Source organism: Pseudomonas citronellolis (genome assembly GCF_900112375.1).
GTDB lineage: Bacteria > Pseudomonadota > Gammaproteobacteria > Pseudomonadales > Pseudomonadaceae > Pseudomonas > Pseudomonas citronellolis.
Window position 1 is genome coordinate 111,258 of the sequence record NZ_FOLS01000003.1, and the last position, 24,984, is coordinate 136,241.

24 protein-coding genes and 3 tRNA genes are annotated in these 24,984 nt (G+C 62.5%); 15 read left to right on the top strand and 12 right to left on the bottom strand.

Annotation, left to right across the window (positions count from 1 at the left end):
* Nucleotides 1–66 precede the first annotated feature (66 nt).
* Nucleotides 67–2,631, top strand: coding sequence for an ATP-dependent chaperone ClpB (gene clpB, locus BM060_RS03980; RefSeq protein WP_074977479.1), 2,565 nt, complete (start codon nucleotides 67–69; stop codon nucleotides 2,629–2,631).
* Between the two features lie 455 nt (nucleotides 2,632–3,086).
* On the opposite strand, the gene BM060_RS03985 is transcribed toward clpB, so the two are convergent.
* Complete coding sequence (locus tag BM060_RS03985) at nucleotides 3,087–3,419, bottom strand: PilZ domain-containing protein (RefSeq protein ID WP_043274046.1); 333 nt, start codon at nucleotides 3,417–3,419, stop codon at nucleotides 3,087–3,089.
* 3 nt (nucleotides 3,420–3,422) lie between these two features.
* On the bottom strand, nucleotides 3,423–5,768 hold the full coding sequence (locus BM060_RS03990) for a DUF1631 domain-containing protein (protein ID WP_074977481.1): 2,346 nt from the start codon (nucleotides 5,766–5,768) through the stop codon (nucleotides 3,423–3,425).
* 210 nt (nucleotides 5,769–5,978) lie between these two features.
* Between BM060_RS03990 and BM060_RS03995 the strand changes: the two genes are divergently transcribed.
* The 8 genes from BM060_RS03995 (at nucleotide 5,979) to cyoE (ending at nucleotide 12,344) form a co-directional block, all read left to right on the top strand.
* Nucleotides 5,979–6,054, top strand: a tRNA-Asn gene (locus BM060_RS03995).
* A 9-nt stretch (nucleotides 6,055–6,063) separates the two neighbouring features.
* Nucleotides 6,064–6,140 (top strand) — tRNA-Pro (locus BM060_RS04000).
* A 6-nt stretch (nucleotides 6,141–6,146) separates the two neighbouring features.
* Nucleotides 6,147–6,222: transfer RNA gene (locus tag BM060_RS04005), tRNA-Lys, on the top strand.
* Between the two features lie 1,335 nt (nucleotides 6,223–7,557).
* Nucleotides 7,558–8,490, top strand: coding sequence for a ubiquinol oxidase subunit II (cyoA, locus tag BM060_RS04010; protein WP_074977483.1), 933 nt, complete (start codon nucleotides 7,558–7,560; stop codon nucleotides 8,488–8,490).
* Between the two features lie 8 nt (nucleotides 8,491–8,498).
* Nucleotides 8,499–10,475, top strand: coding sequence for a cytochrome o ubiquinol oxidase subunit I (cyoB, locus tag BM060_RS04015; RefSeq protein WP_074977484.1), 1,977 nt, complete (start codon nucleotides 8,499–8,501; stop codon nucleotides 10,473–10,475).
* A 3-nt stretch (nucleotides 10,476–10,478) separates the two neighbouring features.
* A complete protein-coding gene (cyoC, locus tag BM060_RS04020) occupies nucleotides 10,479–11,108 on the top strand; it encodes a cytochrome o ubiquinol oxidase subunit III (RefSeq protein ID WP_009617605.1) in 630 nt (209 codons plus the stop codon).
* Nucleotides 11,108–11,446 (top strand): cytochrome o ubiquinol oxidase subunit IV, encoded by a 339-nt coding sequence (gene cyoD, locus BM060_RS04025; RefSeq protein WP_009617607.1) that lies wholly within the window; start codon nucleotides 11,108–11,110, stop codon nucleotides 11,444–11,446. The genes cyoC and cyoD overlap by 1 nt, the downstream gene beginning before the upstream one ends.
* Before the next feature lie 10 nt (nucleotides 11,447–11,456).
* On the top strand, nucleotides 11,457–12,344 hold the full coding sequence (gene cyoE / locus BM060_RS04030) for a heme o synthase (RefSeq protein WP_043272262.1): 888 nt from the start codon (nucleotides 11,457–11,459) through the stop codon (nucleotides 12,342–12,344).
* A 351-nt stretch (nucleotides 12,345–12,695) separates the two neighbouring features.
* On the opposite strand, the gene BM060_RS04035 is transcribed toward cyoE, so the two are convergent.
* From BM060_RS04035 to BM060_RS04045, 3 genes are all read right to left on the bottom strand, one after another.
* Nucleotides 12,696–13,994 (bottom strand): NAD(P)/FAD-dependent oxidoreductase, encoded by a 1,299-nt coding sequence (locus tag BM060_RS04035; RefSeq protein WP_074977486.1) that lies wholly within the window; start codon nucleotides 13,992–13,994, stop codon nucleotides 12,696–12,698.
* Between the two features lie 46 nt (nucleotides 13,995–14,040).
* Nucleotides 14,041–14,214, bottom strand: a complete 174-nt coding sequence (locus tag BM060_RS04040; RefSeq protein WP_009617611.1) for a DUF3094 family protein — start codon at nucleotides 14,212–14,214, stop codon at nucleotides 14,041–14,043.
* A 69-nt stretch (nucleotides 14,215–14,283) separates the two neighbouring features.
* Nucleotides 14,284–14,913 (bottom strand): DUF1780 domain-containing protein, encoded by a 630-nt coding sequence (locus BM060_RS04045; protein ID WP_009617612.1) that lies wholly within the window; start codon nucleotides 14,911–14,913, stop codon nucleotides 14,284–14,286.
* A 132-nt stretch (nucleotides 14,914–15,045) separates the two neighbouring features.
* Here BM060_RS04045 and BM060_RS04050 point away from each other — a divergent pair, with 132 nt between their 5' ends.
* From BM060_RS04050 to BM060_RS04065, 4 genes are all read left to right on the top strand, one after another.
* Nucleotides 15,046–15,462: a GNAT family N-acetyltransferase gene (locus tag BM060_RS04050; protein WP_074977488.1), complete on the top strand. Its 417-nt coding sequence runs from the start codon at nucleotides 15,046–15,048 to the stop codon at nucleotides 15,460–15,462.
* Nucleotides 15,463–15,465: 3 nt separating this feature from the next.
* Complete coding sequence (locus BM060_RS04055; RefSeq protein WP_074977490.1) at nucleotides 15,466–15,936, top strand: FAD/FMN-containing dehydrogenase; 471 nt, start codon at nucleotides 15,466–15,468, stop codon at nucleotides 15,934–15,936.
* Entirely contained in the window at nucleotides 15,933–16,649 is a 717-nt protein-coding gene (locus BM060_RS04060; protein WP_074977492.1) for an energy-coupling factor ABC transporter permease, read from the top strand. Before BM060_RS04055 ends, BM060_RS04060 begins: the two co-directional genes overlap by 4 nt.
* A 107-nt stretch (nucleotides 16,650–16,756) precedes the next feature.
* Nucleotides 16,757–16,972 carry a hypothetical protein gene (locus BM060_RS04065; RefSeq protein WP_074977495.1) on the top strand — a complete coding sequence of 72 codons (216 nt, stop codon included), beginning with the start codon at nucleotides 16,757–16,759 and terminating at the stop codon, nucleotides 16,970–16,972.
* A gap of 6 nt (nucleotides 16,973–16,978) precedes the next feature.
* On the opposite strand, the gene BM060_RS04070 is transcribed toward BM060_RS04065, so the two are convergent.
* The 7 genes from BM060_RS04070 to pilB all read right to left on the bottom strand — a co-directional run bounded on the left by BM060_RS04070 (nucleotide 16,979) and on the right by pilB (nucleotide 22,387).
* Nucleotides 16,979–17,170 carry a type II toxin-antitoxin system RelE/ParE family toxin gene (locus tag BM060_RS04070; RefSeq protein ID WP_074977497.1) on the bottom strand — a complete coding sequence of 64 codons (192 nt, stop codon included), beginning with the start codon at nucleotides 17,168–17,170 and terminating at the stop codon, nucleotides 16,979–16,981.
* Between the two features lie 59 nt (nucleotides 17,171–17,229).
* Entirely contained in the window at nucleotides 17,230–17,424 is a 195-nt protein-coding gene (relB, locus tag BM060_RS04075) for a type II toxin-antitoxin system RelB family antitoxin (RefSeq protein WP_074977500.1), read from the bottom strand.
* A 275-nt stretch (nucleotides 17,425–17,699) separates the two neighbouring features.
* Nucleotides 17,700–17,909 (bottom strand): DNA gyrase inhibitor YacG, encoded by a 210-nt coding sequence (gene yacG / locus BM060_RS04080; RefSeq protein WP_043272268.1) that lies wholly within the window; start codon nucleotides 17,907–17,909, stop codon nucleotides 17,700–17,702.
* Complete coding sequence (gene coaE / locus BM060_RS04085) at nucleotides 17,906–18,514, bottom strand: dephospho-CoA kinase (RefSeq protein WP_074977502.1); 609 nt, start codon at nucleotides 18,512–18,514, stop codon at nucleotides 17,906–17,908. Before coaE ends, yacG begins: the two co-directional genes overlap by 4 nt.
* A gap of 73 nt (nucleotides 18,515–18,587) precedes the next feature.
* Nucleotides 18,588–19,460 (bottom strand): prepilin peptidase, encoded by an 873-nt coding sequence (locus BM060_RS04090; RefSeq protein ID WP_074977505.1) that lies wholly within the window; start codon nucleotides 19,458–19,460, stop codon nucleotides 18,588–18,590.
* A 2-nt stretch (nucleotides 19,461–19,462) separates the two neighbouring features.
* Complete coding sequence (locus BM060_RS04095) at nucleotides 19,463–20,680, bottom strand: type II secretion system F family protein (protein WP_074977507.1); 1,218 nt, start codon at nucleotides 20,678–20,680, stop codon at nucleotides 19,463–19,465.
* Nucleotides 20,681–20,683: 3 nt separating this feature from the next.
* Nucleotides 20,684–22,387, bottom strand: coding sequence for a type IV-A pilus assembly ATPase PilB (pilB, locus tag BM060_RS04100; protein ID WP_074977509.1), 1,704 nt, complete (start codon nucleotides 22,385–22,387; stop codon nucleotides 20,684–20,686).
* A gap of 228 nt (nucleotides 22,388–22,615) precedes the next feature.
* Here pilB and BM060_RS04105 point away from each other — a divergent pair, with 228 nt between their 5' ends.
* The gene (locus tag BM060_RS04105) at nucleotides 22,616–23,017 is read left to right on the top strand and encodes a pilin (protein ID WP_074977511.1); all 402 of its coding nucleotides are present in this window, start codon (nucleotides 22,616–22,618) and stop codon (nucleotides 23,015–23,017) included.
* 86 nt (nucleotides 23,018–23,103) lie between these two features.
* Nucleotides 23,104–24,957: a sulfatase-like hydrolase/transferase gene (locus BM060_RS04110; protein ID WP_083426721.1), complete on the top strand. Its 1,854-nt coding sequence runs from the start codon at nucleotides 23,104–23,106 to the stop codon at nucleotides 24,955–24,957.
* Nucleotides 24,958–24,984: the final 27 nt, after the last annotated feature.

Below are 24,984 nucleotides of genomic sequence, written 5' to 3' on the forward strand. Positions count from 1 at the left end.
CGGGTTGTTTCTTCATCAGGGGCAGGTATCGCCCCGACCCGCTATCTAGAAGGAAGGACGAACTCCATGCGAATCGACCGTTTGACCAGCAAGCTGCAACTGGCGCTGTCCGATGCCCAGTCCCTGGCCGTTGGCCACGATCACCCGGCCATCGAGCCAGTGCACTTGCTTTCCGCTCTGCTCGAACAGCAGGGCGGCTCCATCAAGCCCCTGCTGATGCAGGTCGGCTTCGATATCCCGGCCCTGCGCGCAGCCTTGAATAAAGAACTGGACGCGCTGCCGAAAATCCAGAACCCCACCGGCGACGTTAACCTGTCGCAGGACCTGGCGCGCCTGCTCAACCAGGCCGACCGCCTGGCCCAGCAGAAGGGCGACCAGTTCATTTCCAGCGAACTGGTGCTGCTCGCCGCCCTGGACGACAACGCCAAGCTCGGCAAGCTGCTGCTCGGCCAGGGCGTGAGCAAGAAGGCCCTGGAGAACGCGGTGAACAACCTGCGCGGCGGCGAGGCGGTCAACGACCCCAATGCCGAGGAGTCGCGCCAGGCCCTGGACAAGTACACCGTGGACATGACCAAGCGCGCCGAGGACGGCAAGCTCGACCCGGTGATTGGCCGTGACGACGAGATCCGCCGCACCATCCAGGTCCTGCAGCGGCGCACCAAGAACAACCCGGTGCTGATCGGCGAGCCTGGTGTGGGCAAGACTGCCATCGTCGAAGGCCTGGCCCAGCGCATCGTCAACGGCGAAGTACCCGACGGCCTCAAGGACAAGCGCCTGCTGGCCCTGGACATGGGCGCGCTGATCGCCGGCGCCAAGTTCCGCGGCGAGTTCGAGGAGCGCCTGAAGGCGGTGCTCAACGAGCTGTCCAAGCAGGAAGGGCGGATCATCCTGTTCATCGACGAACTGCACACCATGGTCGGCGCCGGCAAGGCCGAGGGCGCGATGGACGCCGGCAACATGCTCAAGCCGGCCCTGGCCCGCGGCGAGCTGCACTGCGTCGGCGCCACCACCCTGGACGAATACCGCCAGTACATCGAGAAGGACGCGGCCCTGGAGCGGCGTTTCCAGAAGGTGCTGGTGGACGAGCCCAGCGAGGAAGACACCATCGCCATCCTGCGTGGCCTCAAGGAGCGCTACGAGGTACACCACGGTGTGACCATCACCGACGGCGCCATCATCGCCGCGGCCAAGCTGTCGCACCGCTACATCACCGACCGCCAGCTGCCGGACAAGGCCATCGACCTGATCGACGAGGCCGCCAGCCGCATCCGTATGGAGATCGACTCCAAGCCGGAGGAGCTGGACCGCCTGGACCGCCGGCTGATCCAGTTGAAGATCGAGCGCGAGGCGCTGAAGAAGGAAGACGACGAGGCCACCAAGAAGCGCCTGGCCAAGCTGGAAGAAGACATCGCCAAGCTCGAACGCGAATACGCCGACCTGGAAGAGATCTGGAAGTCGGAGAAGGCCGAGGTGCAAGGCTCGGCGCAGATCCAGCAGAAGATCGAGCAGGCCAAGACCGAGCTGGAACTGGCCCGCCGCAAGGGCGACCTGAACCGCATGGCCGAGCTGCAGTACGGGGTTATCCCGGACCTTGAGCGCAGCCTGCAGATGGTCGACCAGCACGGCAAGGCGGAGAACCAGCTGCTGCGCAACAAGGTGACCGACGAGGAGATCGCCGAGGTCGTGTCCAAGTGGACCGGCATCCCGGTGTCGAAGATGCTCGAAGGCGAGCGCGAGAAGCTGCTGCGCATGGAAGATGAGCTGCACAAGCGCGTCATCGGCCAGCACGAAGCGGTGGTGGCCGTGGCCAACGCCGTGCGCCGCTCCCGCGCCGGCCTGGCCGACCCGAACCGGCCCAGCGGTTCCTTCCTGTTCCTCGGCCCGACCGGGGTGGGCAAGACCGAGCTGTGCAAGGCCCTGGCCGAATTCCTCTTCGACACCGAAGAGGCGCTGGTGCGCATCGACATGTCGGAGTTCATGGAAAAACACTCGGTGGCCCGCCTGATTGGCGCCCCGCCGGGCTACGTCGGCTATGAGGAAGGCGGCTACCTGACCGAAGCCGTGCGCCGCAAGCCGTACTCGGTGGTGCTGCTGGACGAGGTGGAGAAAGCCCACCCGGACGTCTTCAACATCCTCCTGCAGGTGCTCGAAGACGGCCGCCTGACCGACAGCCATGGCCGCACCGTGGACTTCCGCAACACTGTGGTGGTGATGACCTCCAACCTCGGTTCGGCGCAGATCCAGGAACTGGTCGGCGACCAGGAGGCCCAGCGCGCGGCGGTGATGGACGCGGTGAACGCGCACTTCCGTCCGGAGTTCATCAACCGGATCGACGAGGTGGTGGTGTTCGAACCGCTGGCCCGCGAGCAGATCGCCGGCATCGCCGAGATCCAGATGGGCCGCCTGCGCAAGCGCCTGGCCGAACGCGAGCTGAGCCTGGAGCTGAGCACGGAGGCGATGGACAAGCTGATCTCCGTCGGCTTCGACCCGGTGTACGGCGCGCGGCCGCTGAAGCGGGCGATCCAGCGCTGGATCGAGAACCCGCTGGCGCAGTTGATCCTGGCCGGCAAGTTCCTTCCCGGGGCGAAGATCCATGCCAAGGTGGAGGGCGACGAGATCGTGTTTGCCTGATCTTGGTGCCTCTGGAAAAGCCCCGCGTTGCGGGGCTTTTTCTTTTTTGTAGGCGCGTAGGGCGCATAACCGTTCGCGGTTATCCGCCGCCATCCGTGCCGCCGGGATGTCCGGCGTGGTCGGTGAATCCAATCGCGGACGGAGTCCGCTCCTACGCCCGTGCTTCCCTGTAATCGTAGGAGCAACTGTCTTGCCGACTGCGCCGAGATGCTCTTCGTAGGATGGGTTGAGCTTGCGAAACCCATGCGGCCGCGGTGATGGGTATCGCTTCGCTCAACACCATCCTACGGGGTGGTTTGCCGGTGGGGGGAGGAGGACTCTGTCCGCGATTCGGCGGATAACGCCGTAGGCGTTATGGCCCTACGATGAAACATCCGCGCGCACTGGAGCGCCCCTTCGAAAGACCGGGCGAAACCAGCGCTCAGACGGTCGGAGCACTGCACAAGTGCTGCCCTTCAAAGATGCGCAATCAACTCCTCCAGCGCCTTCGCCTGGTCGTCCGCCAGGTCGATGATGTGGAAGCCCGCCCAGCCCAGCTGACCCTCGCCGCCACTGCGGCTCCACAGGCAGTCGGCGCCCAGGGTGATCTCGCCCACCTCGTGCAGCGGCGGCAGGGGCACCAGGCGGCATTCCAGCACCGAATCCGCTGCCGGCACGTCGACGCCGCAGAGCATGAAGCCTTCGACGGAGAGGTCGGCCAGGCGGCCGAGGCTGCGTCCGGTGTGGCGGTCGAAGACCTCGACCTTCAGGTCCGTGCTGTGCCGGTTGTGCTGGCGGCGTTCGTCCATCGCTTACTCCTCGGATGGGCTGTTGGGGCGCCCGGCAAAGCGCTGCAGCATGCGGTAGATGGCGCCGAGCGCGCGGTCGACCAGGGGCTGGGCCCCGGCTCCGGCCAGGCGCACCTTGCCCTGTTCCATCTCCAGCGCCAACTGGCCGATGGGTTTGACGGCGACGCGCTGCCCCAGGTGATCGACGAACATATAGTTGCGCGTGGTGGGGCTGAACCAGGACAGCTTCAGGCGCCGTGGCGGCGTGCTGTCGGTGAACTCGAACCAGGTGCCGAATTCGATGCGGCGCAGTTCCTCCATGATCGCCCGGGCGCGGATGGACAGGCTTTCCTCGGTCTGCCGCTCGGCCACGCTTTCGCCGTCGAGCATCGCCCCCAGCGGGCTTTCCGGCAGTTCGGGGTGCAGCCTGGCGGCGATTTCCGGCTGCTGCGCCTGGATCGCGTGCTGGCAGGCGACCAGGTCCTGCAGCAGGCGGCGGATGCCTTCCTCGTGGTAGCCGCCGAGCACTTCCAGGCCCTTGCGCAGGTCTTCCAGCAGCGCCGGGCGCATGGCTTGCAGGCGCTCGCGGCCGGCGCTGTCCTGCGGCGTGACGCTCCAGGCCAGTTGCTCGGCGATCTCGCAGGCGCGGCGCCATTCATCGCTGTCCTCGCCGTTGCGCAGGATGATGAAGGTCAGGGCATCGGCCCAGCTGAGGTCGAGAAAATTGCGCACCAGTTGCGGTAGTTCGCGTTCGGCGCAGGCGTTGCGGATGACCTCGATCGCCTGTTCGCGCGCGCCCAGCAGGCGGTCGCGGCCGCGGGCCGCCTCGGTGGCGCGGCGTTCGCGCAGTTCGGCCTTCTGGCGGATGTTGCCGATGTATTCGTTGAAGTCGCTGAGCAGCTCGTCGAACAGGCGCAGGTCGCCGGCGAAGTCCTGGATCACCCGCTCGACCACCCAGTGCATCTTCGCCAGCAGCCCGCGCTCCTCGCCGTCGCCGCCGTACAGCGAGCCGGCCTGGGCCATGGCGTTGAGCAGGCGGCGGGCCGGGTGGTGGTGCTGGGTGAACAGCGCCTTGTCCTGCAGGGCCACCTTGAGGAAGGGCGTGTGCAGGTGGGAGAGGGTGGTCTTGCAGCTGTCCGGCAGGCTTTCGTCGTCGAGGATGAAGTCGAAGACCATGCCGACCAGGTCGATGACGTCGGCTTCCTGGTCGGTCAGCTTGTTCTGCCCGGGGCGGTCGCTGCCGGCTTCCAGTTGCTGGTGCAGGTCCTCTTTGAACTGCTGGACCGCCTGGGGCTGGCGGATGCGCCGGGCGAGGTCCTGGGCGGAGATACGCTGCAGGCGATTGAGCGCGTCGAGCAGTTCCCCGGCGCTGTAGGTGCGGGTCGCCCCGCGTGGCGTCAGGCGGGCGATGCTGTCGCTATGGCCGAAGTTCTCCAGGCCGCGCCGCCGGTGTTCGGCGAGCAGGGCGTTGAGGCCGCCGTAGAGCGCCTGCTGGTCGCTGGGCGGGTAGGGCGGCAGCTCGCTGAAGTCCAGCGGCGGCGCTTCGGTGCTGGCGGATGCGCCCGGGGCGCCGGGAGGTACCGCGGCGTTGCTGCCTCCGCTGCCGGTATCGGCCGACGCCGCTGGCGTGGCTTGCCCGGGGGCCGCTGCGCTCGGGCGTGGTGCCGGGTGCGAGCCCTGCTGGGCGCGGTAGCGCAGGTTGGGCAGGATGCCGGCCTCGGTCAGGCGTCGATTCAGTTGTTCATATAGAGGTGGCAGGTTGCGCATCACCTGCTGGTCGAACAAGACATAGAGCACGGTCTTGATGCGCAGGGCGAAGCGGCTTTCCGCGAGCATCTCGCGGAAGCACTGGGCGATCGCCTGGGGGCCGAAGGGGTTGCTGTCCTCGGCCAGCTTGCTGCCGTTGTTGAGCAGGGCCAGGCGCTGGTCCAGGGCGAACAGGGATTGCGCGCACTGCGCCTTGACCTGGTTCACCATGTTGGTGATGAGCAGGGTTTCCTCGTATTCCTCGTTGCCGACCAGGGACAACTGCTCGACGTCCAGCTCCTCCAGGTGCGCCCGGGAGGGCAGGGTGCCCTGCATGAAGTCGCCAAGGCCCTTGGCGAAGCGCTGGTGATAAAGGCGCTCGAGGGTGGGGCGCTGGCGGCGGATCTCGCGCATGCTGTCGAAGAACAGCGCCTGCACCTGGTTGTTCTCGGCCTTCTCGGCGCATTCGAAGAGGGTGTCGTCGACTTGGGCGAAAACCGCCGCCAGGAGTTCCGCCAGGTGGTTCATCGCCAACTGCCGGCAGCCCTGTACCAGCTCGCCGAAGCGTGGCTGGATGGCCCGGCTGGCGACGTTGGAAGACGGCGGGGTGTCCTTCGAACTCATGGGCGATCCTGTCCGTGATCTCAGTGCCTGCAGGCGAGGGCAACTTTGTTTTATGCAGATATAGCAATCTGCCTGCCGGCCTGCAAAGAAAAAGAAGAAAAACTTTTTGGATCAGAGGGTTGACAGTCCGTTCGAGACCCGTAAAATGGCGCGCCTCTGATACGGGAAACGGCAACGCCGAAACGTAGAAGGGATTGGAAGGCTCGTCGTTCCGCGATAGCTCAGTCGGTAGAGCAAGTGACTGTTAATCACTGGGTCCCTGGTTCGAGTCCAGGTCGCGGAGCCAACTTCCAAGCGGGGTATAGCGCAGTCCGGTAGCGCGCCTGCTTTGGGAGCAGGATGTCGGGAGTTCGAATCTCTCTACCCCGACCATATCGAGGGTCGTTAGCTCAGTCGGTAGAGCAGTTGGCTTTTAACCAATTGGTCGTAGGTTCGAATCCTACACGACCCACCATCTTCCAGCCGGTCGCCCAGGTGAACGGCAATCGAAAAGCCCGCAGTCTCGTTGAGATTGCGGGCTTTTTCGTTTTTCGGCATGGGGTTTGCCGGTGCTGGGATTTGTAGGAGCGAGCTTGCTCGCGAACCGGCCGGTGACTTCTGCGCTCGGGTTCAACTCCGTCCCCTCTCCCTGAAGGGAGAGGGGACTGTTCGGAGTGCGTGGGTATTCCTGAGTTAGCCGGCAGCGCCGAAGGTTTCCAGCTGAAACCATTCCTCCTCTCGACACGGACAAGCCCCCTCTCCCTTCAGGGAGAGGGCTGGGGAGAGGGGCTCTTGAGGATGTACACCAAGTCATCCGGCATCCTCCATTCGCGAGCAAGCTCGCTCCTACGAAGAGCCGAACCATCCCTTTAGCGTCAGCTGGTACGACTGAAACCTCGCTGAAATACAAACCCAATCACGCTGTCATTTCGCCGAGCTAATGTTTTTCACCGTTTGTACCCTTCGCGAAATCAGTCATATCCGGCCGGGTTTTGCCCAGTCAAAAACGGCCAGCCAGTCAGAATCTGAAACGCTTTTCCCACCCGAATCGCTTACTGCGGCGATGTGTCGCACTCTGCGCAGGGCGTTTGCGACGGCGTTTCCAGCTCTCTTGATCGAGATCATTTTCAACCTCGCGGCGCTGTTATAAAGCGCCTCGCCAAGGCGCCTTCCGATGCGGCTGGATGCCGCGCCAGCCGTAGTATCCAGGCCTTTCAGCGATGACTGCAGGAAGGCTCCGAAAGGCACTTTTCCAACCTTGCATTTCCTGTGGGAATTGCTCGTTTTTCGAGCAGTGGCGGCGGTCACTCTTAACCCTGGCGAGATAATGTCTTGTTAAAAATGAGACCATCAGGCCTTGCCAGTGGTTTCTGAAATGTCTTGTAATATCGCCCGCCCATTCCTGACCCCATAGCGCCTCGGTTCCAGCGTCGCAGAACCTTGGCAGGCACCCGCCGCAGGCGGTGCTGGAATAACAACGAGGGGCTGACTGTGGTGGGTTTCTGCTCAACAACGAGTAGGGCAATCCGCTCGTGAACAGGTGTCGGCCAGGCAGGCTTCCGAGGAAGCGGCAGGGCAGGCGCCAACACGCTGAATAACACGGAACGAATCAGCACACGGATCGGTTTCGCTACGCGAAAGCCGGGCTGGGTTCCTTTTGCCTTGTTTTCTTGCAGCGCCGATTCGCTACCCCATGGATCCACTAAGACGTCTCGCCTTGGAAGGCGCGGCGGGCAGTTCGTCGAGCATGAACCCTGCGTGGGTAAATCTCATGGGCGGTGTAGCTATGTTCATCCATTAAGGCCGCAAGATGAAAATAGACCAGTACTCTGGATACCTGAAGAGATTGTCCGTGCTGCTCCCCCTGCTCTCGCTGGGTGGTTGCAACATGGTCCTGTTCGACCCCAAGGGGCAGATCGGCGTCGACGAGAAGTCGCTGATCATCACCTGCACCCTGCTGATGCTGCTCGTGGTGGTGCCGGTCATCGTCATGACCCTGGCATTCGCCTGGAAATACCGCGCTTCCAACACCAAGGCCACCTACATGCCCGACTGGGCGCATTCCACCCGTATCGAGGTGGTTGTGTGGCTGGTGCCTTGCATCATCATCGCCATCCTCGGCTGGCTGACCTGGGAATCCACCCACAAGCTGGACCCCTATCGCCCGCTGGATTCCGACGTCAAGCCGATCACCATCCAGGCCGTCTCGCTGGACTGGAAATGGCTGTTCATCTATCCGGAACAGGGCATCGCGACCGTCAACGAGATCGCTTTCCCGAAAGACACCCCGGTGAACTTCCAGATCACCTCGGACACCGTGATGAACTCCTTCTTCATCCCGCAACTGGGTAGCCAGATCTACTCGATGACCGGGATGCTGACCAAGCTGCACCTGATCGCCAACGAAGAAGGCGTGTTCGACGGCATCTCCGCGAACTACAGCGGCAGCGGCTTCTCCGGCATGAAGTTCAAGGCCATCGCCACTTCCGAGCAGGGCTTCCAGGACTGGGTCGCCAAGGTCAAGTCCGCCCAGGCCGGCCTCACCGAGGAAGGTTTCCCCGAGCTGGCCAAGCCGAGCGAGAACGTTCCGGCTACCTACTTCTCCTCGGTCACCCCGGACCTGTTCCAGCACATCCTGACCAAGCACGAGCGTGCTGGCCTGGCGATGGGCAAGGGCAAGGGCAAGGCTGAACACGCCGAAGGCGAAGCAGAATCGCAATCCAATCCGAGTATCCAGGAGTAACCGCGCAGATGTTCGGGAAACTGACTCTGTCGGCCGTGCCCTACCACGAGCCGATCATCATGATCACGCTGGCGGTCGTTGCCCTGTTGGGCATCGGCGTCTTCGGCGCGGTCACCTACTACCGCAAGTGGACCTACCTGTGGACCGAATGGCTGACCTCCATCGACCACAAGAAGATCGGCGTGATGTACATCATCGTCGCCCTGATCATGCTGCTGCGCGGCTTCGCCGACGCCATCATGATGCGCGGCCAGCTGGCCCTGGCCGAAGGTGCCAACCACGGCTTCCTGCCGCCTGAGCACTACGACCAGATCTTCACCGCGCACGGCATGATCATGATCATCTTCATGGCCATGCCCTTCATGACCGGCCTGATGAACCTGGCTGTTCCGCTGCAGATCGGCGCCCGCGACGTGGCCTTCCCGTTCCTGAACTCCCTCAGCTTCTGGCTGCTGGTGGTCAGTGCGATGCTGGTCAACGTGTCCCTGGGCCTGGGCGAATTCGCCCGTACCGGCTGGGTGGCCTACCCGCCGCTGTCCGAGCTGGCCTACAGCCCGGGCGTGGGTGTGGACTACTACATCTGGGCCTTGCAGATATCCGGCATGGGTACGCTGCTGACCGGTATCAACTTCCTGGTCACCGTGTTCAAGATGCGCACCCCGGGCATGAAGCTGATGCAGATGCCGATCTTCACCTGGACCTGCACCTTCGCCAACATCCTGATCGTCGCGTCCTTCCCGATCCTGACCGCGGCCCTGGGCCTGCTGTCGCTGGACCGCTACCTGGACATGCACTTCTTCACCAACGAGCTCGGCGGCAACGCCATGATGTACATCAACCTCTTCTGGGCCTGGGGCCATCCTGAGGTGTACATCCTGATCCTGCCGGCCTTCGGTATCTTCTCCGAAGTCACCGCCACCTTCGCCGGCAAGCGCATGTTCGGCTACACCTCGATGGTGTGGGCGAGCGCCGCGATCACCTTCCTCGGCTTCACCGTGTGGCTGCACCACTTCTTCACCATGGGTTCGGGCGGCGACGTCAACGGCTTCTTCGGCGTTGCGACCATGCTGATCTCCATCCCGACCGGGGTGAAGCTGTTCAACTGGCTGTTCACCATCTACCGCGGCCGCCTGCGCTTCGACACCCCGATCCTGTGGACCCTGGGCTTCATGATCACCTTCACCATCGGTGGCATGACCGGCGTTCTGCTGGCTATTCCGGGTGCTGACTTCCTGCTGCACAACAGCCTGTTCCTGATCGCCCACTTCCACAACACCATCATCGGTGGCGCGGTGTTCGGCTACCTGGCCGGCTTCGTCTTCTGGTTCCCGAAAGCCTTCGGCTTCAAGCTGGACGAGAAGTGGGGCAAGCGTTCCTTCTGGTGCTGGCTGGTCGGCTTCTACATGGCCTTCATGCCGCTGTACATCCTCGGCTTCATGGGCATGACCCGTCGCCTGAACCACTACGACAACCCGCTGTGGAAGCCGTACCTGGTGGTGGCGTTCTTCGGCGCCGTGCTGATCCTGTTCGGCATCCTCAGCCAGCTGATCCAGCTGTTCGTCTCCATCAAGAACCGCAAGCAACTGGCCGACGTGACCGGCGACCCGTGGGGCGGCCGTACCCTGGAATGGTCCACTTCCTCGCCGCCGCCGTACTACAACTTCGCCGAGCTGCCGGTGGTGCGTGATGTCGACGCCTTCCACGAAATGAAGCAGAACGGTCGCGCCTACCAGGCCCCGGCCTCGTACAAGCCGATCCACATGCCGAAGAACACCGCCGCTGGCTTCTCCATCGCGCTGTTCGCCTTCATCTTCGGCTTCGCTGCGATCTGGCACATCTGGTGGCTCGCGGGCATCGGCTTCGTCGGCATGATCGCCTCCGTCATCGTGCGCAGCTACGTCACCGACCTGGACTACTACGTCCAGCCGGACGAGATCGAGCGCATCGAGAACCGCCACTTCCAGCAACTCGCCAAACAGGTCTGATCCATGTCTACGGCAGTATTGAGCAAACACTCGGTCGCCCACGAAGCGGGGCATGACCACGATCACGAACACCACGACGCGGGTGGCATGACGGTCTTCGGCTTCTGGCTGTACCTGATGACCGACTGCATCCTGTTCGCCAGTGTCTTCGCCACCTACGCTGTGCTCGTCGGCCATACGGCCGGCGGCCCCAGCGGCAAGGACATCTTCGAACTGCCCTACGTGGCCGTCGAAACCGCGATCCTGCTGATCTCCAGTTGCACCTACGGCCTGGCCATGCTGGCCGCGCACAAGGGCGCCAAGGCCAAGGCCATCGCCTGGCTGGGCGTGACCTTCCTCTGCGGCGCCGCGTTCATCGCGATGGAAGTCAACGAGTTCCATCACCTGATCGTCGAAGGCTTCGGCCCGAGCCGCAGCGCGTTCCTGTCGTCCTTCTTCACCCTTGTCGGCATGCACGGCCTGCACGTGACCGCAGGCCTGCTGTGGATGCTGGTGCTGATGGCGCAGATCGGCAGCCGTGGCCTGACCGCGCAGACCAACACCCGCATGATGTGCCTGAGCCTGTTCTGGCACTTCCTGGACATCGTCTGGATCTGCGTATTCACAGTCGTCTACCTGATGGGGGCCGTGTAATGAGCGCCGCTGCACACGACAACCACGGCGCCGGCCACGGCAGCCTGGGTTCCTACGCAATCGGTTTCGTGCTGTCGATCATCCTCACCGCGATTCCGTTCTACATGGTCATGGACGGTGGCTTCACCCGCCACGCGACCATCCTCACCATGGTCATCCTCGGCCTGGTGCAGGTGGTGGTGCACCTGGTGTGCTTCCTGCACATGAACATGTCCTCGGAAGGCCGCTGGAACGTGATGGCGTTCATCTTCACGGTGATCGTCATCCTGCTGGTGGTGGGCCTGTCGCTGTGGATCATCTTCAGCGCCGATGGCCTGATGATGCCGATGGTGAACTGAGGCTGACGACGTGAAGCTGAAGCGTTATCTCCTGGTGACCAAGCCGGGCATCATCTTCGGCAACCTGATCGCCGTGGCGGGGGGCTTCTTCCTCGCCGCGCGCGGCAGTGTCGACCCGATGCTGCTGCTGGCGACGGTGATCGGGCTGTCGCTGGTGGTGGCCAGCGGGTGCGTGCTGAACAACTGCATCGACCGCGACATCGACCGCCACATGGAGCGGACCCGCGGCCGCGTGACCGTGACCGGGCAGATCTCGCTGAAGGCCGCCCTGGCCCACGGTGTGGTGCTCGGCCTGGCCGGCTTCGGCCTGCTGCTGTGGAAGACCAACCTGCAGGCGACCCTGATGGCGGCGTTCGGCTTCGTGGTCTACGTCGGCTTCTACAGCCTGTGGCTCAAGCGCACCTCGATCTACGGCACCCTGGTGGGCAGCCTCTCCGGGGCTATGCCGCCGGTAGTGGGCTACTGCGCCGCGGCCGGTCACTTCGACATGGGCGCCGCGGTGCTGCTGCTGATCTTCTGCCTGTGGCAGATGCCGCACTCCTACGCCATCGCCATCTTCCGCCTGAACGACTACAAGGCGGCGGGTATCCCGGTGTGGCCGGTGGCGCGTGGCATCGAAGCGACCAAGCGGCAGATCCTCTACTACGTGCTGGCCTTCGGCGCCGCCACCCTGCTGCTGACCGTGACCGGCTTCGCCGGCTACGGTTACCTGGTGGTGGCCCTGGCGGTCAGCGCCTGGTGGCTGTTCATCGCCGTGTCGGGCTTCCGCGCCGAAGACGATCGCCTGTGGGCACGCAAGCTGTTCGCGTTCTCCATCATCGCCATCAGCGTGCTGAGCCTGATGATGTCGATCGACTTCCAGGGCCTCCCGGCCCCGGCGCTGGTCGCCGCGCTCTAAGGCAAACCAGTGGTACGAAAAAGCCGCCCCGAGGGGCGGCTTTTTCATGCCTGGAAAAACATCGCGGACGATACGGTGCGGACGGGCACGGCTTTTCGTAGGAGCGAGCTTGCTCGCGAACAGGCTCCGCTGCGGTGCTTATTGTTCGCGAGCAAGCTCGCTCCTACGATGTGCCCACCGTAGGAGCGCGCCCTGCGCGCGAATCGCGGGCAGGGCCCGCTCCTACAGGGCGCACGGCATTTCCCTGTGGGCGTAGGAGCGGACCTTGTCCGCGATAGCCGGACGTATCGGCGCGTTTCGCGGATGAGATCCGCTCCTACGGGTTGCCCCGCACCGCGCCCCTTGTGGCCGTCAATGCAACTTCAACCGCGGCTCGGTGCTACGTCCGATGCGGTCGCCGATCATCATCAGCGCCGTGCGCGTCACGCCGTACAGCGCCATCTGGTGCATGCGGTACAGCGAGATGTAGAACATCCGCGCCAGCCAGCCTTCCAGCTTCACGCTGCCCATCAGGTTGCCCATGAGATTGCCCACGGCGCTGAAGCGCGACAGCGAGATCAGCGAACCATAGTCGGTGTAGCGGTATTCCCCCAGCGGCTTGCCGTCCAGGCGCGCCACCAGCGACTTGGCCAGCAGCGAGGCCTGCTGGTGCGCGGCCTGGGCGCGGGGCGGCACGTTGCGTTCGCTGCCGTCGCCGAGCGGGCAAGCCGCGCAGTCGCCGAAGGCGAAGATGTCGTCGTCGCGGGTGGTCTGCAAGGTCGGGCGCACCACCAACTGGTTGATGCGGTTGCTCTCCAGGCCGTCCAGGTCCTTCAGCAGGCTGGAGGCGCGGATGCCGGCGGCCCAGACCTTGAGGCTGGCGGGGATGAACTCGCCGCTGGCGGTCTTCAGGCCCTCGGCGGTCACCTCGCTGACCGGCGAGCCGACCATCACCCGCACGCCGAGCTTCTCCAGGGTGCGGTGCACCGGCTGGCTGATGCGCTCGGGCAGCGCCGGCAGCACGCGCGGGCCGGCCTCGATCAGGGTGATGCGCATGTTCTCCGGCTGGATGCCGGTCAGCCCGTAGGCCGCCAGTTCCTGCGCGGCATGGTGCAGCTCGGCCGACAGCTCGACGCCGGTGGCGCCGGCGCCGACGATGGCCACGCTGATCTGGTCGTCCTCGCCCTGGCGGGCATGGGCACGCAGGTAGTGGGTGAGCAGTTGCTTGTGGAAGCGCTCGGCCTGCTCGCGGGTGTCCAGGAAGATGCAGTGCTGCGCGGCCCCGGCGGTGCCGAAGTCGTTGGTGGTGCTGCCGATGGCCAGGACCAGGGTGTCGTAGTCCAGGGTGCGCGCCGGCAACAGCTCGCGGCCGTCCTCGTCGAGGGTGGCGGCCAGCTGGATGCGCTTGGTCGCACGGTCCAGCCCGCTCATCCGGCCGAGCTGGAACTGGAAGTGGTTCCATTTCGCCTGGGCGACGTAGTTCAGCTCATCCTCCGAGGAGTTGAGCGAGCCGGCGGCCACTTCGTGCAGCAGGGGTTTCCAGATGTGGGTGAGGTTGGCGTCGACCAGGGTGACCTGGGCGCGGCCCTTCTTACCCAGGGTGCGGCCGAGACGGGTCGCGAGCTCCAGCCCGCCGGCGCCGCCGCCGACGATCACGATACGATGGGACATGGGACGTACTCATAGCTAGGGAATCCTGTGCGGGCCGGCGGCGCTGCTAATGCGCGAGGTAGGCCAGGAGGCGGCTGAGCAGTCCCAGGACGATGACCACGAGGGTGAGCCCGGCCATCATCAGCCAGGGCTTGAAAGGTGCACGCTCGACTTGGTGAACGGGCGAGCTGAGGTACTGCTCGACCTTCTGCTGGTCTTCGGGGCTCAAGCGACTGGGCATGGGCGGCCTCCGTTTCTAATGCCGAGCATTCTAGTCGGCTGTTGGCTCGCGCTCAATCCGACCCGGCGGTCAGAGCCCGACACCGTTGTCCAGCAGCACCACGCGGCCGAGCTGGTCGCGCAGGAAGTCCGGGGCGTCGTCGTGGGCGAAGATCACCCGGGCGAAGTTCGGCCCCACCAGCGACAGCGAACGCCAGCCCTGGCGCAGGAACTCGGTGGGCGGCGGAAAAGGGGTGTTGAAGTCCGGCGTTTCGCGCTTGAGGCTGACGAAGGCGAGCAGGTCCAGCTCGCCTGGGTCGATGCCGCGCTCGCTGTAGTTGTGCGCCTTCTTGCGCAGGGTCGGCGCCAGGCGCCGCTGCAGCTCGGCGCAGTTGATCCGCCTGGGCTTCTGCTCGCGACGGATCAGCTGGCGCAGGCTCTGGGCCAGGCGCCGGCGCTGCAGTTCGTCGCGCCATTCCTCGTTGAGCCGGCGGCCCTCGTCGAGGACGAAGAACACCTCGAAGCAGGCATCGCGAAACAGCACGTCCGGCGGCTGCTGTTCCGGCGCGATGAACTCGTCCTGGCGAAAGGGCACCTTGAGCGTCTGCAGCAGGCGCTCGCAGGCCCAGCACTCCCGATCCCACTTGCGCGCGTTGGAGAGGAACTCATTGGCCAGTTCCGCCTGGCGCCGGAGCAGGTGCAGGTAATCGGCTTCATTCATATCAACAGCTTAGCCGCTGCTGGCGCATAGGTCCCACTGCGACATGGCGCCTCACCCCGCGGCGGGGCAAAAGCGGCGGAATCGGCGGCGCCCTGTGTACACTGTGGCGATCCTTCCCCGGAGCCCTTCAGCATGTTCCTGCGCAGCGCCTCGACCGCCGATCACCCGCGGCTCATCGCCCTCTGGGAACGCACGCCGGGCATCCAACTGCGCAGCGATGACGAATTCGAACCCTTCGCCGCCTACCTCGCCCGCAACCCCGACCTCAGCCTGGTGCTTGAGGCCGAGGGTGCGCTGATCGGCAGCCTGCTGGTCGGCCATGACGGCCGCCGCGGCTACCTGCAGCACCTGGTGGTGGATGCGCCCTACCGCGGCCGCGGGCTGGCCCGGCGGATGCTCGACGAGGCCCTGGCACGCCTGGCGCGGCTGGGCATCGGCAAGTCCCATGTCTTCGTCCTGCGCGACGCCCCCGAAGCGCTGGCCTTCTGGGAGGGCCAGGCCGACTGGGGGCGGCGCGACGACATCCTGATCTATTCCGCCGGAGTCTGAGTAATGAGAAGAGTCTGCGTCGCACTGTTGCTGTCCCTGGTCCCGCTGCTGGCCCTGGCCGCCGGCGAGGCGGGTTCCCCGGCGGGCTGGACGCTGCTCGACCAGTACGACAAGTCCTACACCCAGAACGATGACCTGAAGGTCCTGCTGGTGGCCCGCGGCATGGCCGGCGGCAAGTTGGTCAAGGCCGCGCTGGAAGGGCGCCCGCAAGGTTACCTGGAGCAACGCCACGCGGTCTTCGTCGCCGACATCAGCCGCATGCCCTCGCTGATCTCCAGGATGTTCGCCGTGCCGGCCATGCGCGACTACAACTACCGCGTGCTGCTCGACCGCGAACCGCGGGTGGCCAGCCACTTTCAGGTGCCGGAAGACAGCGTGTTGTGGATAAGCCTGCAGCAGGGCAGGGTGCTCGCCAGCCAGGCCTATACCTCGGCGCCCGCGTTGCGTGAGGCGCTGGAGCAGGTCCGGCCGTGATAGCGGCGCAACTGCTCTCGGAAGAGAGCCTGGCCCTGGGCTGGGCGATCTACCTGCCCGCGCTGGTGCTCGCCGCGTGGCGCGCGCCCTGGGTGGAAATGGTCAGCGACTTCCGCCGCCAGCACCTGGTGTTCGGCACCATGCTGGCGCTGTTCCTGCTGTGGCTGGTGCGCCGGGACTTCGCCTCGGGCCTGTCCTTCCACTTCATCGGCATGACCGCGGTGACCCTGCTGCTGGACTGGCCGCTGGCGCTGCTCGTCGGCCTGGTGGCGCAACTCGGCCTGTGCCTGCTGGGGCGCCAGGACTGGGCGGCGATCGGCGTCAACGGCGTGCTGCTGGTGCTGGTGCCGGTGTTCATTACCGAAATGGCCGCGCTGTTCGTCGAGCGCCGCCAGCCACGCAACCTGTTCGTCTACATCTTCTGCTCGGGCTTCTTCCCCGCGGCGCTGGCGGCCCTGTGCTGCATGCTGCTGGGCCTGGGCCTGCTGTGGGTCGACGGCATCTTCCCGATGCCGCCCTGGCTGGACGACTTCATCGGCTACCTGTGGCTGATCATGTTCCCGGAGGCCTTCATCAACGGCACCGTGGTCACCGGCCTGGTGGTCTTCTACCCGGACTGGCTGGAAACCTTCAACCGCACCCGCTACCTGCAGGCACCCTGGAAAGAAGAGAAGAAGGAAGAGGGCAAGGACGACGAGGATGAGCCGCATTGATGACAGCCAATTCGCCGCTGTCATCCTTTTCCTCGGATTGATCCAGGTCAGTTCGCCACAACCGCTACGCCGGGACACTCTGCTGCCCCACAGCAATGGAGAACGGCATGAGCATTCACAGTTGGGCCGAACAACGCCTTCACGAACTGCTGCTGGAAGCCGAAGCGGCGGGCATGGACACGCAACTGGTGCTGCGCGCCCTGCTCAGCTCGGTGGTGCGGGCCAACGCCCAGGTCCGCACGGAAGAAGACCTGGCGCACGAACTGCACTTCCTCGCCGAGAACCTCGACGAGGATCGGGACTACGCGTTCATGCGGCCGTGAAGACGATCAGGGATATTCCTGGCGCGAATGCAGGACGCTGATGACCTCGATGCATTCAGCGTCGATCCGGTAGACCAGGATGTAGTTGGGATGGACCACGACTTCTCGTGTGCCGGGTACTCGTCCATGACGGTAAAGGTAGGGATGCTGGGCCAACGGCAGCACGGCAGACTCTTGAGGCGCCTTGCCGTTGGCTATCTAGGCGAGAATGGTTGCGAGGTCATCACTGGCGCTCCTGCGCCAAATGATCGATAGCACTAGTCGTTGCCCTGGCTCCGGGCTTCGGCCTGGGCAATGATGGCGTCCATGTCGACCATTACCTCGTCATGGGGACGCCCTGGTTGGTTGTCTGTAAGGGACTTCTGCACCTTTTGGCGGAACCAGCGATCATGGCTGGCTGCCTGCTCCGGGGTTTCGAACTCGGAGACTATGGGGGAAAGTCGGGCGCTCATGATCCGGGCCTCTGCTGCGATTCTTGTCAGTCTACACCCCGGTGTGGACCAGGGCGCAACCGTGAAATCTCTGGTTGGTTCGTAGGAGCAACAGTTTTACCGACTGCGCCGAGATGCTCTTTGTAGGATGGGTTGAGCTTGCGAAACCCATGCGGCCGGGGTGATAGGTGTCGCTTCGCTCAACACCATCCTACGGGGTGTTTTGCCGGAAGGTGTAGGAGCGGATTCATCCGCGATGCCGGCCAACAGGCCGGCCCATCCCACCTCGCGAACCCTCAATGCCCCCGCAGTGGTGGGGCATCCAACTCCCCGGAGAACACATCGTCCTCCAGGTCATTGCCGGGAATCGCATGCTCCTCGGCGGCCCAGGCGCCCAGGTCGATGAGCTTGCAGCGCTCGGAACAGAAGGGGCGGTAGAGGCTCTTGGCACTCCACTCCACCGGGGCGCCGCAGGTCGGGCATTCAACGGTCAGGGGCTGGCTCATGGGCGTCCTCCGCGCAGGCTGAGATAAAAGTCGTGCAGGCGCTCCACTTCGCGCTGCAGGTGGCCGAGATCGCGGTCGTTCAGCAGTATGTCATCGGCATGCTTGAGGCGGTCGTCGCGCTGCGCCTGCGCCTGGAGAATGGCGCGCACCTGTTCCTCGGAAACGTTGTCCCGGCGCACGGTGCGCTCCAGTTGCAGGTGCTCGGGTGTATCCACCACTAGCACCCGCTGGGCCATGCGGTGCTGTCCGGATTCCACCAGCAACGGCGAAACCAGAATGGCATAGGGCGACTCGGCCTGCGCCAGGTTGCTGGCGATCTCCTGGCCGATCAGCGGGTGCAGCAACTGCTCCAGCCAGCGGCGCTCTTCCGCGGACAGGAAGATGCGCTCGCGCAGGGCGGCGCGGTTCAGGGTGCCGTCGGGCTGCAGCATGGCTTCGCCGAAGCGCTCCACGATGCTCGCCAGCGCCGGCCGGCCGGGCTCGACGACCCAGCGCGCGGCATGGTCGGCATCCACCATGTGCACGCCGAGGTTGGCGAAGTGGGCGGCGGCGGCGCTCTTGCCGCTGCCGATGCCGCCGGTGAGGCCAAGGATCCAGGGTTTCATCGTACTCCTCGCGCCAGGCTCCCCGTCGCCCCGCGAACGCAGGGGCCCAGGCGAGCCAGCGTTCGAGCAGGAGCTACCGGAAACCGGCGAACTGCAGATAGGTAGTGGTTATTTGATCACCCCAGAGCAGCGCAATCCAGCCGGCGATGGCCAGATAGGGCCCGAAGGGGATCGGCGTGCTGCTCTCGGCATTGCGCAGACGCAGCAGAATGACGCCCAGCACGGCCCCGACCAGGGACGAGAACAGAATGGTCAGCGGCAACACCTGCCACCCACCCCAGGCGCCGAGCATGGCCAGCAGCTTGAAGTCGCCATAACCCATGCCTTCCTTGCCGGTCAGCAGCTTGAACAGCCAGTACACCGACCACAGGCTCAGGTAACCGAACACCGCGCCCCAGAGCGCATCGCCCAGGCTGGTGAACAACCCGAAGTAATTGACGATCAACCCCAGCCAGAGCAGCGGCAGCACCAAGGCATCCGGCAGCAACTGGTGATCGACATCGATCAGGCTCATGGCCAGCAGCCCCCAGGTCAGCAACAGCATGGCCCCGGCCTGCCAGGTAAAGCCGAAATGCCAGGCAACGAAACCGGAGAGCAGGGCGGTGGCCAGCTCGACCAGCGGATAGCGCGCACTGATCGGCGCCTTGCAGGCCGAGCACTTGCCGCGCAAGGCCAGGTAGCTGACCACGGGGATATTTTCCCAAGCGTGTATCTCATGGCCGCAATGAGGGCACTGGGAGTTGGGCAGGACCAGGTTGTAGGTGGCCTTTTGCTCAGGCTGGGGCAGGGAAAGCGCATCACGCGCCTGCTGTTGCCATTCCAGCTCCATCATCTTCGGGAGGCGGTGGATGACTACGTTGAGGAAGCTGCCGACTAGAAGACCGAGCAGGGCGGCGCATAAAACAAAGGCCAGCGCGTGGCTGGCCAGGAAGTCGAGTACAGGCATGCTTAGACGACGGAGCCCAGTTGGAAGATGGGGAGATACATAGCGATGATCAGGCCGCCAACCAGTACGCCGAGAACTGCCATGATCATGGGTTCCATCAGGGTGGTGAGGTTGTCGACGGCGTTGTCGACTTCTTCTTCATAGTAGGAGGCTACTTTGTCCAGCATGCCGTCGAGCGAACCGGACTCTTCGCCGATAGCTGCCATCTGGATGGCCATGGTCGGGAAGACACCGGTGGTACGCATCGAGAAATTCAATTGGGTACCAGAGGAAACGTCCTGTTTGATTTTGTTCACCGCATTGCGGAACACCACGTTGCCGGTGGCACCAGCTACCGAATCGAGTGCCTCCACCAACGGCACGCCAGCGGCGAATGTAGTGGACAGGGTGCGTGCATAACGGGCAACGGCGGACTTGTAGATGATGCCGCCGACAATGGGGAGTTTCAGGATGCCTCTATCGACCGAGTCGCGGAACTTCTCCGAGCGTTTGTGTGCTTCCTTGAGGCCAAAAGCAATTGCGAATAGGGCGATCAGGACAATGAGCCACCATTGCTGCAGGATTTCCGAGAGGGTAATGACCATCTGGGTGAATGCTGGCAATTCAGCACCAAAACTTGAGAAAACTGTTTGGAATTGTGGCACTACCTTGATCAGCAGAATCGCCGAAACAATGATGGCGACGACGATTACTGCGATGGGGTACGTCATCGCTTTCTTGATCTTGGCTTTCAGCGACTCGGTCTTTTCCTTATAGGTGGCGACCCGGTCGAGTAGGGTTTCCAAGGCACCTGACTGCTCGCCAGCATCAACCAGGTTGCAATAAAGGTCGTCGAAGTATTGGGGTTTCTTACGCAGGGAGTTGGCCAGGCTGTTACCCGCAGCTACTTCCTGCTTGATGTCATCGACCAGCTTGCGCATGTTCGGGTTGTCGAAGCCCTCACCGATGATGTCGAAAGACTGCAGCAAAGGCACCCCCGAGCCCATCATGGTCGCCATCTGTCGGGTGAACAGGGCGATGTCCATGGGCTTGATCTTCTTGCCCTTGCTCAGCAGAGAAATACCTTTCTTGCGCACTTTGATCGGGTTGATGCCCTGCTTACGCAATTGTGCCTTCACCAGCGCGGCATTGGTGCCCGACAGCTCCCCCTTGATCTTGCCGCCCTTGCGGTCCGTACCTTCCCAGCTGAAGAGGCTGACTTTTAACGCTTTTTCCGCCATGGATTAATCCTTGGTCACGCGGTTGACTTCCTCGAGGCTGGTAATGCCTTGCATGGCCTTGAGCAGGCCCGAGGTGCGCAGGTCATTGAAGCCTTCTTTGCGGGCTTGCTCCGCGATCTGAATGGAGTTGCCTTCTTCCATGATAATCCGTTGCAGCGCCGGCGTGATTTTAACCACTTCATAAATACCCACGCGGCCCTTGTAGCCGTTCTTGCAATTTTCACACCCCACCGGGGCGTAGAGTTTGAAGCTGCCGATCCTGTCTTCTGGGAATCCTTCGTGAAGCAAGGTTTCGGCAGGAACATCGTGTTCCTTCTTGCAATGTGGACAGAGCTTGCGTGCCAAGCGCTGGGCGATGATCAGGTTGGTGGAAGTGGCTAGGTTGAAGGAGGCCACACCCATGTTCAGCAGGCGCGTCAGGGTTTCCGCTGCGCTGTTGGTATGCAGGGTGGACATCACCATATGGCCGGTCTGCGCGGCCTTGATGGCGATCTCGGCGGTTTCCAGGTCGCGAATCTCCCCGACCATGATCACATCCGGATCCTGGCGTAGGAACGCGCGCAATGCCTGGGCGAAATCCATTCCCTGGCGGGGATTGACGTTGACTTGGTTGATGCCCTCCAGGTTGATCTCCACCGGATCTTCGGCTGTGGAGATATTGATGTCCGGGGTATTGAGGATATTGAGGCCGGTATAGAGAGACACCGTTTTGCCGGAGCCGGTCGGGCCAGTCACTAGGATCATGCCCTGCGGTTGTTTCAGGGCCTCCAGATAGAGCTGCTTCTGCGCATCTTCATAGCCAAGAGCGTCAATGCCCATCTGCGCGCTGGCCGAATCGAGGATCCGCATTACGATCTTCTCACCCCACAGTGTGGGCAGGGTATTGACGCGGAAATCGATGGACTTGCTCTTGGACACGCGCATCTTGATGCGCCCATCCTGGGGTTTGCGCCGTTCAGAGATATCCAGACCAGCCATTACCTTTAGGCGTGCGGAAATACGGCTGGCTAATTGGATCGGTGGCTTGGCGACTTCGTGCAACATGCCGTCGGTACGGAAGCGCACTCGATAGATCTTCTCGTAGGGCTCGAAGTGCAAGTCTGATGAACCACCCTTGATGGCATCCAGCAGCATCTTGTTGACGAAGCGCACCACTGGCGCATCGTCGGCATCACCGCCAATGGCTTCTTCCTTACGCTCAGCATCGCCGCTTTCTATGTCCAGACCATCCAGGTCTACATCGCCCAGATCGTCCAGCCCGCCAGTAGCGCTCTCGAAGAGTTTTTCGATGGCATCGCCGAGCTTATCGTCCTCGACCAGGATGGCTTCGGTGGTTAGGCCGGTACTGAACTGGACATCGGTAATGGCCTGATGATTGGTTGGGTCGGAAAGGCCGACGAACAATTTGTTGCCGCGGCGCCAGAGGGGAATGACTCGGTGTTGGCGGACCAGTTTCTCGCTGATCAACTCTTTCGGGATGCCTTCTTTGTCTATCGAGCTCAGGTCGCAGAACGCCACGCCGAACTGGTCCGCCGCCAGTTCGGTCAGGGGCCGGCTTTTCACCAGCTTGTTCTGTACCAGGTAGGTCACCAGCGAAAGCTTGTTGCGCTGGGCCTGCTGTTGCGCCTGCTGGGCGCTTTTCTCGTCAAGAAGTTCGGCAATCACTAACTGGCGTGCGAGGCCGGAAAGCACGACTTGATCGTTCATGTAGGTATGGGCCGAAAGAAGGATTCACTAGGCCTTATAACGCACCGCCTTCCTAGTGCCAAATGTGCGTCCCGGGCGTGCCGTTTTTTGTCAGTTGTTGCCTGATTGCGGTTGCCTATTCCTGAATTATGCGTGCGAAATGTCCATTCTTGGCGTAAGAATATTGGCACGACCTGTGCTTGAGGAATTTTAGGTCCTAGGACCGCTACCCTACTCAAGGAGAGTTGCATGAACGCTCAGAAAGGCTTCACCCTCATCGAACTGATGATCGTCGTAGCGATCATCGGTATCCTGGCTGCCATCGCCCTGCCGGCCTATCAGGACTATACCGTCCGCGCTCGCGTTTCCGAAGGTCTGAGCCTGGCAAGTGGTGTCAAGACTACCGTTGCCGAGAACATGGCTAACGATCCGACCACTACCGACCGTTGTGCCGGCGCGAATACCACTGCTGGTGGTCATGTGTCGTCGATCACTTGTACTGCTACTACTGGTCAAATCTCCGTGCTCATGGATGCTACCGCGCAGAACGTTGCTTTTACCTTGACCCCGGCCCAAGTCTCTGGTGGCCCGGTTACCTGGACTTGCGCTACTACTACCGCAGCCAAATACGTGCCCGCTGAGTGCCGCTAATTAGTTAGCAGTTCTCTATAAGCGCCCTGCATTGCAGGGCGTTTTTTTTGGAAATTGCTGGAAGACGCTTTGCTACAGGAGAAGGGGTGAACTACTGGAAGAGAATCCTGCATGGACTTTTTGTAGCTCTTTACTTTATGCCTTTGTTGCTAGAGCCCGGCTCGCTTTCGATAAGTGAGCCACAGATACGCTCGCTGTTAGATCGGGCATTAGTTACACCGGCAATTGTTTGGGGAGCGATTTACTTTGTTTTTGTAAATGTGCTCTTGTGTTTTTTATGGTTGGCTCTCTTGCGTTGGATGGCGAGCGCATTGGGGCGGGCTTTTGAGGCATCGGGTCTTCTGCTGGAGGCTTGTGTCCTGCTGTTTGGTTGGGGGCTACTGGTCGCTGTGAATGCTTGGCTTTTTCCCCTGTCGAGCTATTCTGTCCCGTTTTCCGTATTGAGTTCTCCGCTGCTTGGAAAAATTCTGGCAGTCGTATCTGTAATCGGCTTTTGTATTGTTCTGTTCCGGCGGGCGGGCGCCGCACGCCTAAAGGTATATGGACTGATAGCTTCCCTGCTGATCCTGCTCTTCGGTATAGGCAGCATCGGTTCGTCTGCAACGAAGGCGCCCGAAACAGGGCGGAATATAATAATCTTGGGGGTCGACTCTCTTTCTGCTCGAGTTTTCGAACAGAATCTTTTGCTGTTGCCCAATCTGGCAGAGGCTACCCGGCACGCTCAGTACTATACGAAAGCCTATACGCCCTTGGGGCGGACGTTTCCGGCCTGGGTCACGCTGCTGAGTGGGCGGCTTCCTGCAGAGAATGGCGCCTTTTTCAACCTGCGCAACATGGACCATGTGTCGCGAGCCGGCTTGTTGCCTTCAGTCCTCCGGGGGCTGGGGTACCGGACGGTTTTTGGTATCGATGAGCGACGTTTCTCGAACATTGATGAAAGCTTCGGTTTTGACGAGGTAGTGGGGCCTCGCCCTGGGGTTCTGGACTTTCTGCTCCAGTCGGCCAGTGATACGCCCTTAAGCAATCTGTTGCTGCAGACTCGGCTCGGTGGGTTTCTGCTTCCTTACTCCTATATAAATACCGCCGCTTTTGCCAATTATTCGGCGGATGGTTTCGTGGATGCCGTTGCGGCAGCCGCGGAGCCGGATAAGCCGCTGTTTCTTGCTGTTCATTTCGAGTCTGCACACTTCCCCTTCAAGACCCGGCATGCTCGTATGAAGGTGCAGGGCAGTAATCCCATCCTGGTGAAGCATCTCGAGGCGTTGACTGCGGTGGATGCGCAGGTTGGACGACTCATGGAGCAGTTGCGCCGCAAAGGCGTGTTGGACAATGCGCTCGTGGTCGTTGTTTCCGATCATGGTGAAGGGCTGGGGGAGCTGGAGGCAACGATCGAATTGGATGGACATCCAGTGCCTGTCCAAGGGTATGGGCACGGCGTGAATCTGCTCAGCGAATGGCAGAACCGCATAGTGCTGGCCGCTACGCAGTTCGTTGGCGGTGAGCCGCTCGATGCGGCTGGGAGTCGCAACCAGCAGGTTTCCCTGCTGGACCTCAAGCGGGCGATAGAAGGATATGCTGCTGGTGATGATTTCAATATAGTGGCACGTGATCCTTGCGTGATCGTAGAGACTGGCATCCGCTTGGAGGCAGCCGCCGACTACCGAACCCTGAGCGAGGGGACGGTCGTACAGCAGGCAGCATCTTTCTACGAGATCGACTCTCAAGGGCGTATGCGTCTTCGGGAGGACGCTTTGCCGGCGTTGTTGGTCGCCAAGGATATCGGATTACGTTGTGCGGATCGGCTTACCTGGTACGAGCCGGTGAAGAAGCGTTATCTGTCCTATGGGCTCGATGATCAGGGGAGGCCTTACGAGCAGCGGACGCCTCGGGATGAAGATATTTCGAAAATAGCTACTTACAGACTGAAGTACGTTCATTGATTAGAGGAAGAGTATGGACTTGGCCTT

Bases quoted from the DNA above. Each gene is read 5' to 3' on its own strand.
- BM060_RS04065 (WP_074977495.1), top strand. From the start codon at position 16,757: ATGAGCATTCACAGTTGGGCCGAACAACGCCTTCACGAACTGCTGCTG.
- BM060_RS04090 (WP_074977505.1), bottom strand. From the start codon at position 19,460: ATGCCTGTACTCGACTTCCTGGCCAGCCACGCGCTGGCCTTTGTTTTA.
- BM060_RS04105 (WP_074977511.1), top strand. From the start codon at position 22,616: ATGAACGCTCAGAAAGGCTTCACCCTCATCGAACTGATGATCGTCGTA.
- cyoA (WP_074977483.1), top strand. From the start codon at position 7,558: ATGAAAATAGACCAGTACTCTGGATACCTGAAGAGATTGTCCGTGCTG.
- cyoB (WP_074977484.1), top strand. From the start codon at position 8,499: ATGTTCGGGAAACTGACTCTGTCGGCCGTGCCCTACCACGAGCCGATC.
- yacG (WP_043272268.1), bottom strand. From the start codon at position 17,909: ATGAGCCAGCCCCTGACCGTTGAATGCCCGACCTGCGGCGCCCCGGTG.
- BM060_RS03990 (WP_074977481.1), bottom strand. From the start codon at position 5,768: ATGAGTTCGAAGGACACCCCGCCGTCTTCCAACGTCGCCAGCCGGGCC.
- BM060_RS04035 (WP_074977486.1), bottom strand. From the start codon at position 13,994: ATGTCCCATCGTATCGTGATCGTCGGCGGCGGCGCCGGCGGGCTGGAG.
- BM060_RS04095 (WP_074977507.1), bottom strand. From the start codon at position 20,680: ATGGCGGAAAAAGCGTTAAAAGTCAGCCTCTTCAGCTGGGAAGGTACG.
- coaE (WP_074977502.1), bottom strand. From the start codon at position 18,514: ATGAAACCCTGGATCCTTGGCCTCACCGGCGGCATCGGCAGCGGCAAG.
- BM060_RS03985 (WP_043274046.1), bottom strand. From the start codon at position 3,419: ATGGACGAACGCCGCCAGCACAACCGGCACAGCACGGACCTGAAGGTC.
- relB (WP_074977500.1), bottom strand. From the start codon at position 17,424: ATGAGCGCCCGACTTTCCCCCATAGTCTCCGAGTTCGAAACCCCGGAG.
- cyoD (WP_009617607.1), top strand. From the start codon at position 11,108: ATGAGCGCCGCTGCACACGACAACCACGGCGCCGGCCACGGCAGCCTG.
- cyoC (WP_009617605.1), top strand. From the start codon at position 10,479: ATGTCTACGGCAGTATTGAGCAAACACTCGGTCGCCCACGAAGCGGGG.
- clpB (WP_074977479.1), top strand. From the start codon at position 67: ATGCGAATCGACCGTTTGACCAGCAAGCTGCAACTGGCGCTGTCCGAT.
- BM060_RS04055 (WP_074977490.1), top strand. From the start codon at position 15,466: ATGAGAAGAGTCTGCGTCGCACTGTTGCTGTCCCTGGTCCCGCTGCTG.
- BM060_RS04045 (WP_009617612.1), bottom strand. From the start codon at position 14,913: ATGAATGAAGCCGATTACCTGCACCTGCTCCGGCGCCAGGCGGAACTG.
- BM060_RS04040 (WP_009617611.1), bottom strand. From the start codon at position 14,214: ATGCCCAGTCGCTTGAGCCCCGAAGACCAGCAGAAGGTCGAGCAGTAC.
- pilB (WP_074977509.1), bottom strand. From the start codon at position 22,387: ATGAACGATCAAGTCGTGCTTTCCGGCCTCGCACGCCAGTTAGTGATT.
- BM060_RS04050 (WP_074977488.1), top strand. From the start codon at position 15,046: ATGTTCCTGCGCAGCGCCTCGACCGCCGATCACCCGCGGCTCATCGCC.